Source organism: Niabella sp., from assembly GCF_030150205.1.
GTDB lineage: Bacteria > Bacteroidota > Bacteroidia > Chitinophagales > Chitinophagaceae > Niabella.
Genome location: NZ_JASLGT010000025.1, coordinates 87,108 through 93,378, shown reverse-complemented (window position 1 = coordinate 93,378; position 6,271 = coordinate 87,108). Strand labels below are relative to the sequence as shown.

Below are 6,271 nucleotides of genomic sequence, written 5' to 3'. Positions count from 1 at the left end.
TGAAACAGATTTTAGTATGATTAAAGCAAAAATGCTTAGAAAAGTGCATGCTGTAACAAAAAATGGATTCTTGCTTAAAGTCGCTCTTTTTGTTATCGCATACACTTTCGACAAATTAACTTAACTGGCAACTTAAATTAAAATAATATAAAAAAGATTGCCCGCAAGAACCGGCCGGATTCGTTCAGGTTGAGGGTACACGTTCATCCGGGCAATGGCAGACAGCGATAGAAAAGCCGGCCGGACAACCGGTGCGATTACAGTGATTCAATTTGAAAGGCCATTCGTTGATTGTATAAATTTCTCAATATAAAAATGAAAAATAGTGGTTATCTTCAGTTTCATAAAATGATGTAGGAAATATGGATAATGCAATTCAACAGAAAGTGGATCAATGGTTGCAGGGCAATTATGATCAGGATACAAAGAACAGCATAAAAAAGCTTCAGCAGGAAGATCCGAAAGAACTGGCTGATGCCTTTTATCAGAACCTGGAATTTGGAACGGGAGGGCTCCGGGGAATTATGGGGGTCGGTACCAACCGGATGAATAAATATACGGTGGGAATGGCCACCCAGGGATATGCCAATTACCTGCTGCAATCCTATCCCGGTGAAGAAGTGCGGGTGGCCATTGCGCACGACAGCCGGAATAACAGCCGCTTTTTTGCAGAAACCACTGCTCATGTTTTTGCGGCCAACGGCATCAAAGTATTCCTGTTTGAGGCCCTGCGGCCAACACCTGAGCTTTCGTTTGCGATCCGTACGCTAAAATGCCAGGGAGGGGTGGTATGTACCGCTTCACATAATCCCAGGGAGTACAATGGTTATAAGGCCTACTGGAACGACGGCGGGCAGCTGGTGCCGCCCCATGATAAAAATGTGATCAGGGAAGTGGAAAAGATCGCTTCCGTTGATGATGTGAAGTGGAGCGGGGGAGATGCCAATATCACCCTGATCGGAAAAGACATCGACGAACAATACATTGAGATGGTGAAAGGGCTGAGTGTATTTCCTGATGTGATCGAAAAGCAACGTGATCTTAAAATTGTATATACCCCCATACATGGCACCGGTATTACCCTGGTACCACAGGTATTGGAGCGTTTTGGGTTTAAGAATGTGCACATTGTAGCGGAACAAAAAACGCCGGATGGGAATTTTCCTACCGTGGCCTATCCCAATCCCGAAGAAAAGGAAACCATGAGCATCGGCCTTGAAAAGGCAAAAGAACTGGATGCGGACATATTGCTGGGTACCGACCCGGATGCTGACCGTGTAGGCATCGGTATTAAGAATAACCATGGCGAGTGGGTGCTGATGAACGGCAACCAGACAGCGGTGCTGGCATTTAACTACCTGCTGGAAGCAAGAAAGGAAAAAGGAATCTCCCAGCCCAATGATATGATCATTACCACCATTGTAACCACCGGGGTGGTAGACAACCTGGCCGCCGGTTATGGGGTGCATTGTTACCGGGTATTGACCGGGTTTAAGTGGATTGCCGAACTGATCCGGGAAAAACAGGGGAAAGAACAGTATATCGTTGGCGGGGAAGAAAGTTTTGGCCTGATGATTGGCGATAAAGTGCGTGACAAAGACGCGGTAAGTGCCGTGGCGCTGCTTTGCGAAATGGCTGCCTACGAAAAAAATAATGGCAAAACCCTTTTCGATAAATTAATTGAGCTGTATGTGAAGTTTGGCTTTTATAAGGAAAAGCTGATCTCTATTACCAAAAAAGGCATGGATGGCCAGCAGCAGATCGCGGCTATGATGCAGGATTACCGGAATAACTTACCCAAGTCCATTAATGGCATTAAGGTAGTACGGGTGCTGGATTACCAGAGCAGTAAATCAACCGACCCGCATACGGGTGATGCAACCGATATCCTGCTTCCCAAATCCAATGTATTGCAGTTTGCACTGGAAGACGGCAGCCTGGTATCTGCCCGGCCCAGTGGTACCGAGCCAAAGATCAAATTCTATTTCAGCGTAAAGGAAAAACTGGAAAATGCAGACCTGTTTGATACGGTGGATCAGCAGCTGGATGCCAAAATTGATGCGATCATTGTCGATATGAAATTGAATTAGTGTATTGGCGAACTTAGCGGATCTTAGCGTATCCTCTGCGGCTAAATTTTTACCGCGAGGTGCGCAAGGAACCCGCGAGGTGCACTATGACAATAGGATGGATGATTGCCGCAAACGTTTTGCGAACATTGCGAAAAAACCTGGCGTTCGCGTTTAATACTTTACCGCGGAGAGCAGAGTTGATGGAGTGCTCAATACAGTCTCTCAGCGAATCTCCGCGTCCCTGCGTCTTCGCGGTTCATCTTTTACCGCAAGGCGCGCAAGGAATCCGCGAGGTGCGCTATGACCCCTCAGCGAATCACTGCGTCCCGGCGCCTTCGCGGTTAAATGTCCACCGCAGAGAGCAGAGATAACAGAGCGTCCAATATAACCTAACCTCTCAGCGAATCACCGCGTCCCTGCGCCTTCGCGGTTAAATACTCCTCCTTATCCGGACTGATACCCATTCAGCGGCCTGTCATTCTTAGGATTTCTTCTTTTGATATGCGGACTTGCCTCTTTTTGAATGTGAACCGTTTTCATTACCGGAGCAGCAACAGGAGCCGGCTGCTCTTCGGGTTCTGCTATGGACGCTTCGGCCACTGGTTGCTCCGGTGCTGCCTGTTTCTGCAGCCAGGCCTTATGCGTTTCCAGCTCCAGGATCAGTAAGGTCATTTTTTCCAGCGAAACTTCAATACAGGCCAGCTGCGTTTCTTTGCGCAGCAGCCATTGCGGCCGCATTTTTTCTATACGGATTTCCAGCAGCGCTGCCTGGTACTGGAAGCCGGTAGCAGAATGGAGGTACGCTTCCCGTCCGGGATCGGTCTCCTCCAGCTGGGCCGCTACATTACGGGCATGCTCCAATTCCAGTTCTTTTGACCGGAGCTGGTCTTTAGTTGCGGCTAAATGATCCAACCGGCGCTCAATCTGCAGTTCGAGGCCCAGCTTTTTCCACAACAGGGTCTTTTGATCGCGGTACGTCTGCTTCAGGATGTCTTCACATTGGGAAATGTTGGTGATGTGGTGGAATGAAAGGTTAACCATAACGTTGGTTTTGGGGTGAAAGAATACCTACAAGCTACACCCGCCGGGAGCCGATCGCTTCAATAAAAAATGTTTTAAGGATTGTTTAACATTTGAGCGGTTTTGCTTGCGGAAGCACCAAAATGGCTTCTTCTCTAATGAATTGCTTATCAGCGTGCTAATGATATCCGGGTGCAGGTACCGGTTAGTATTATTTTAATTATAGTATTTTATAATATGTTTTGGCGCCGCCCGGTGTGTTCGGTTGGAGTGACCAATCGATGTGGTAATGTAACATGGAATTTCAGTGGTTCTTATCAGACCGCAGGTGGGTAAAGCAATGATGCTGCATCATCTCTCCGCGAACCACTGCGTCCTGGCGGTTAAATGCTTACTGTTTCCAGGCGGTTCATAAAGAAGGTTGCCGCAAATCCACTTTAACCAGCCGCTTTGTCCTTCGTGCCTTCTTCGCTCCAGCTGCCGATACTGGGCCAGCCCCAATGATCCTCGTCTGCATAGGCGAAATCGTGCTGATGCTTTTCCGGAATGGCTCCCTTGATCAGGGCACCGGGAGGAATGGACGGGTAAATCTCTTCAAACGTAAACATGGAGGTGAGGCTGATGCGGCGGTAAACATGCGAGCGGGTAATATCCTGCATCTTGCTTAAACCCGCAGCCCCCATCATTTCTACAAAGGTCTTTACGGTATATTTATGGTAATTGGCCACCCGTAGTTTTTTATCTTCCACCACCAGCCCTCTTGTCAGTTTCGGGTCCTGGGTGGCCACACCGGTAGGACAGCGGTTTGTATTGCATTGCAGTGCCTGGATGCAACCCACTGCCAGCATCATGGCTCTTGCACAATTGCAGGCATCAGCGCCCAGCGCGGCAGCCCGTGCCATATGAAAGCCGGTCATAATTTTACCGGAAGCAATGATCTTTATATGTTGCCGGATATTTAATCCCCGCAGGATATCATCCACAAAGGCCAGCCCGTCCAGCAGGGGCGCACCTACATAATTGGAAAACTCCTGGGGCGCGGCACCGGTACCACCTTCACCACCGTCAACCGTAATAAAATCGGGATAAGTATCCTGGCTGATCATGGCCTTGCAAATAGCAATGAATTCGCTTTTATGACCGATACACAATTTAAATCCCACCGGTTTGCCCCCGGAAAGCTCCCGTAGCTGCCGAATGAAGTTGATCAGCTCCTTTGGTGAGCTAAAAGCGGTATGATAGGGGGGCGATTCTACCGTAGTGCCCGGCTGTATATGCCGGATACGTGCAATTTCCGGGGTGTTTTTGGCCGCCGGCAAAATACCGCCGTGCCCGGGCTTGGCACCCTGTGAAATTTTGATCTCGATCATCTTTACATTCGGGATCCGGGCCTTTTCGGCAAACAGTGCCGGCGAAAAATCGCCCTGCTCATCGCGACAGCCAAAATAGCCGGTACCAATCTGCCAGATAATGTCGCCACCCTGTTTAAGATGATAATCACTTAAACCGCCCTCGCCGGTATTATGCGCAAAATTGCCAATTTTTGCACCGCCATTCATAGCCTCCACAGCGTTGGCGCTCAGGGATCCGTAGCTCATGGCCGAAATATTCAGAATACTTCCGTTATAAGGTTGTTTACAATCCTTGTTTCCAAACAGCACCCGCGGATTATGGTCGAGGGTTTTAAAACTTTTAGGTGCAATAGAATGGCAGATCCATTCGTAGCCCGGGGCATATACATCCAGCTGTGTACCAAACGGCATTGTGTCGTTATCCAGTTTGGCCCGCTGGTATACGGTAGACCGGTCGATACGGTTGATGGGCCTGCCGTCGATATCCGATTCAATAAAATACTGGTAGATCTTTGGACGCAACTCTTCCATTACATAACGTAGCCGGCCAAAGACAGGATAGATCCTCCGGATGGTATGTTTGGTTTGTAACATATCATAATAGCCCATGCAGGAAAAAATAAGCAGGGCACCAAATACCACATACCAGTTCTTGCTGATATACCAGGCAAGAAGAAAGGTAATGACCAGTGCAAGGATGGAAAAGACCAGGAATGTTCGCCTCATAAAAAAACGGTTATGAATTACCGGCGAAAGTAATGATAAACGAACAATTATTAGTTTTTAGGCAGGCCGTAAATAAAATGGAAAATGAAGTGTGTCGAAAAACGCTATCGGGTCACGTGTTTCAATGTGTTCTGATGGGCATATTTTTTTAAACAGACGGGGAAACATACCGGTATCACGGCAGTGTTCAGACGGAGGTAGTGGCATCTAAAATGAAGGCCAGCAACTTCCGCATCCGAACGCAGCAGTTTACAAAGCAGGCACCGATGGAATGATCCATTGTTGCCTGGCATGCATTTTTGCGCCGCAGTTCCCGGCAGGCGCCCGGCTAACCAAACATGCCCTGATCCGCAAAGCTGTAATAGCCTTCATCGCTTACGATAATATGATCCATCACCCGGATATCAAAGAATTTGGCGGCTTCACGGATCTTAAATGTAAGGAACTCATCGGCCTTACTGGGCACAAGATTACCGGAAGGGTGGTTGTGGGCAAGAATAAGCCCTACCGCATTTTTTTCCAGTGCTTTTCTCAGTATGATGCGGGGATCGGCCACCGTACCGGTAATGCCGCCTTCGCTTACCACCTCAAAATGAAGAACGGCATTGTTCTGGTTCAGAAAAATAACCGCAAACACCTCATGCAGCAGGTCCTTCAGCCGGGTTTTCAGATATTCCCCGATCTGCCTGGTGGTATTTACAATGGGGCGCTGCGGCATTGTTCCGCCCTGCCTCCGGCGGCCCAGCTCCAGTGCAGCACTAATGGTAACGGCCTTTGCTTCACCAATCCCTTTTATTTTTACCATTTCGGCAATGGTTTGTTTGCCCAGCTCATTCAGATCATCGTTGCCGATTTTCAGGATCTCTTTTGCCAGATCGAGTGCCGATCGTTCGCGGGTGCCGTTTAGTATCAGGATGGCTAGTAACTCTGAATTACTGAGTGCGTTGGCTCCATGGGTCATGAGCTTTTCACGCGGACGGTCATCTTCCGCCCAGTTTCGGATGCTATTGGTGTTTTTCATCCATACAAGTTACAGAATGTTTATTGTTCAAAAAATTTTTTTTAATGACTGCATTTTGCTTGGAATTTTGTTGTGGTTAT

Annotated in this window: 4 protein-coding genes; 1 reads left to right on the top strand and 3 read right to left on the bottom strand. The window is 48.2% G+C overall.

The window, feature by feature from the left end:
• The first annotated feature begins 362 nt into the window (after positions 1 to 362).
• Positions 363 to 2,090 (top strand): phospho-sugar mutase, encoded by a 1,728-nt coding sequence (locus Q1V85_RS19340; RefSeq protein ID WP_300602212.1) that lies wholly within the window; start codon positions 363 to 365, stop codon positions 2,088 to 2,090.
• 426 nt (positions 2,091 to 2,516) lie between these two features.
• On the opposite strand, the gene Q1V85_RS19335 is transcribed toward Q1V85_RS19340, so the two are convergent.
• The 3 genes from Q1V85_RS19335 to radC all read right to left on the bottom strand — a co-directional run bounded on the left by Q1V85_RS19335 (position 2,517) and on the right by radC (position 6,191).
• Positions 2,517 to 3,113 carry a hypothetical protein gene (locus tag Q1V85_RS19335; RefSeq protein ID WP_300602211.1) on the bottom strand — a complete coding sequence of 199 codons (597 nt, stop codon included), beginning with the start codon at positions 3,111 to 3,113 and terminating at the stop codon, positions 2,517 to 2,519.
• 416 nt (positions 3,114 to 3,529) lie between these two features.
• On the bottom strand, positions 3,530 to 5,170 hold the full coding sequence (locus tag Q1V85_RS19330) for an FMN-binding glutamate synthase family protein (RefSeq protein WP_300602210.1): 1,641 nt from the start codon (positions 5,168 to 5,170) through the stop codon (positions 3,530 to 3,532).
• Between the two features lie 328 nt (positions 5,171 to 5,498).
• A complete protein-coding gene (radC, locus tag Q1V85_RS19325; protein ID WP_300602209.1) occupies positions 5,499 to 6,191 on the bottom strand; it encodes a DNA repair protein RadC in 693 nt (230 codons plus the stop codon).
• Between the last annotated feature and the right edge of the window lie 80 nt (positions 6,192 to 6,271).

What these genes read in the sequence shown, in the direction of transcription:
- Q1V85_RS19340 (WP_300602212.1), top strand. Translation starts at nt 363, where the DNA reads ATGGATAATGCAATTCAACAGAAAGTGGATCAATGGTTGCAGGGCAAT.
- Q1V85_RS19335 (WP_300602211.1), bottom strand. Translation starts at nt 3,113, where the DNA reads ATGGTTAACCTTTCATTCCACCACATCACCAACATTTCCCAATGTGAA.
- radC (WP_300602209.1), bottom strand. Translation starts at nt 6,191, where the DNA reads ATGAAAAACACCAATAGCATCCGAAACTGGGCGGAAGATGACCGTCCG.
- Q1V85_RS19330 (WP_300602210.1), bottom strand. Translation starts at nt 5,170, where the DNA reads ATGAGGCGAACATTCCTGGTCTTTTCCATCCTTGCACTGGTCATTACC.